The sequence below is a fragment of the Salinivibrio costicola subsp. alcaliphilus genome (assembly GCF_001996185.1).
GTDB lineage: Bacteria > Pseudomonadota > Gammaproteobacteria > Enterobacterales > Vibrionaceae > Salinivibrio > Salinivibrio costicola.
The window spans coordinates 1-2,700 of record NZ_MUFR01000083.1 but is presented as its reverse complement, the minus strand read 5'-3'; the positions used below and the strand labels follow the sequence as shown (position 1 = coordinate 2,700).

General features: G+C 45.1%; 1 protein-coding gene. It reads right to left on the bottom strand.

Annotation, left to right across the window (positions count from 1 at the left end):
• Window positions 1-1,000: 1,000 nt before the first annotated feature.
• Window positions 1,001-2,700, bottom strand: a 1,700-nt coding sequence (locus tag BZJ21_RS15135) for an S-type Pyocin domain-containing protein (RefSeq protein WP_101494606.1), incomplete at its 5' end; no start/stop codon positions are given.

Genomic DNA, 2,700 nt, shown 5'->3' with positions numbered 1-2,700 from the left:
GGCGCCCGTTGGCAATGTGCACCTATCCATCATCGTGCTGGGGCTTGTGTCACCTACGCCAATGGCACCATCGATGTATAAATTTTGTCATTGTATGCATTCCCACGCAGGAGCGTGGGAACGAGTAATCGTAGCCAATGGCACCACCGATATATAAACCAGGCGTAGGTCGGCATAAGCGCCTTCTCGATCGCGCAAGCTTGGTGTGATTTGCGCTGCGCGCCATCCGACATTAAGGTCAAAGTTGGCGCCGATCGTGACAGGCGCAGTGCAACTGGCGCCCGTTTACAATGTGCACCTATCTATCATTGTGCTGGGGCTTGTGTCATCTCTTACCCTACTCAGATTCACTCGCTTTTTTACGCTTTTCTGATGATGAAGAGTCAGAAGCAGAAAAAGGATTCGGGGAGGACTCGCCGTTGCTATCGGCGATGCTTTCTACGGCGACTGGCTCGATACCTACACCGACGCGTAATCCTCTTGTTGCCTCCCAGACTACTGATTTTGTTTTCGCTCGTTGAACTCAAGTTATGCTTAGGTTTTATCCTGGCCCCACATTCTTTTTTGTCTCAATGCACTGGCTGAATATGTTAGCTGTGAAAAACTTTATCCACGAAAAGCGATTAATAATAAAACAGGGAGGCCTGTTAGCCACACATTAGCCAATAAAGTTGACAGTCTATATATAAGGTAATCAGAGCCATAAATAGATTGGATGCTTTGACGCCACTCTTGAATCTCTGCCTTCGGTATTCGCCAACCGTATCTAAGCATGAGGTATGCGTACCATATGTGACTTGTAGAGCTAGCAAATACCCATGAAAGATTACTCTCTAAAATAAATTTAGCTCGCTCTCTAAACTTAGATGGAGCACTATTCACAATGCAATGAAGGATCTCGTACTTTCTCTTCCGAAGCTTTATTGATAGGTAGATATTCAAGATCAAATATGGGAATCCGCCTACTACTAGCAGTAACACTCCGGCTTTAATCACTAAATCAATCAAAGATCATTTCCTCTATAACTTTCCCTGTTTCGTTCGAAAGTTCTCCACCATACATTCCCCACATAAAAGAACCACCAGCAACCAATGCAATTGATAATCCTCCAGTTGCAGGTATAAGAGCGATGCCCCATCCTATAGCAAGTCCCCCCAAAACATTTGTCAGACCTGACGTACTATTTCTAACAACTCTTCGATTGCAGGTTTCCTCAAACCAGCCACTACTATTACATGTAGTTACCACATCAGTAGCGTTTCCATATAACCCGGCTCCAATTACGAGACCGTTAGCGATACCTAATGAGCGGCTAAATGACATCGCCTGTTTATACAACGCGGTCATTTCAATACCAGAAATTGCTTTAGAAAAGTCTCTTGCTCGGTAAAGTTGACGTTTACCGACATTTAGGTAGTTATTGATACGCTTTGTCTGTATGTTTCTAATATATCCTGGCTTTCCAATCTCCGTCAGTATTAACTTCATCTCTTGCTGAAATGTGCGGGCTTCTTTTCTCCATGCTTTGTAGTCAGGGTGAGAGTATAGCTTTGGTCCTGACAGCCCCTCCGTTCGAGAAGCTACGTGACGAGAGTAGTCAGCAAAGGACTTCATTTTTTTGCTTATTTTGTCACCTTGGACCTGAGCGCCGGCAATCACAGCGCCAGAGCCAGCCAAAAGGTGGTTTAGATCTAGCTCGGCCAGCATAGATGTGTTTGCGTCCTGCTGGTGAATATCTAGGCCAGATGTTGCACTCAAAAGTAGCGCATTCGTTGTTGTTTCGTGATGCTCTGCGAACCACTTTTTCTGTTCACTTGAAAGGGTGAGGAACTCACTCATTAAGTCGTTAGCCTGTTTGATGGCAAACTCTTCATCCGGATGGACTTCAGACCAAGGCGACACGACAAGGGGCATTCCTTCAATAATCTGGCTAAAACTACGTCTCAAATGAGGATTTGAATTAAGAACATGCTCGATTATATGTTCTTGATTTGATAAATATGTTTCAAGCGCAAAATCCTCCATGCTCATTCGTTTGTCAGCAAAAACAAGATACACATCATCAACGTCTTGAGGGGATAGCTGAGTTAAATTGACAACTGAAATTTCAGCGCTCAGCATTTTGTCACGATTTATTGGTTTGACCGACGTCCCCTGCAAAATGCCATCAAATGTGTAGTGGGTATTAGCAGCAAGGTTATATTTCTGTGGTTTTTCTGGTGGTAAATTACGCGTTATTGATTGCTTTTCTTTTTTCGCCGCCGGCTGGCTGACCGTTAGGTTATCACCCACGGCTAAAGCCATCGGATCGGCGTCATACTGCGGGTTCAAATCCAATAGCTGCTTGGCGGATAAGCCATGTTGTTCGGCAATGGTGGGCCATGATTCACGTTGGCGCGTGGCCGGATCGGCTTTGACCGTGTGGGTTGTCGGCTGTTTTGTCTCATCACGCTTATCGGTATCTTTTTCAGATGAAGGTTCATCTCGTTTGGCGATAGCTTGCTTGGGCGCGGCGAGTAATTCATTGATAGACAGTTTAATGCCGTTTTCTTCCAGCCATTCATCGTCTAGATTATCAAGCAAGTCACGCGTGATCGGTGCTTTGAGATAGACAAGATGTTGGTCTTCGACCTCTTTGCCGCCAATCTTCCAGTACACCAGAATGGCGCTTTGATAACGATTAAAACCTTGCTCCTGGT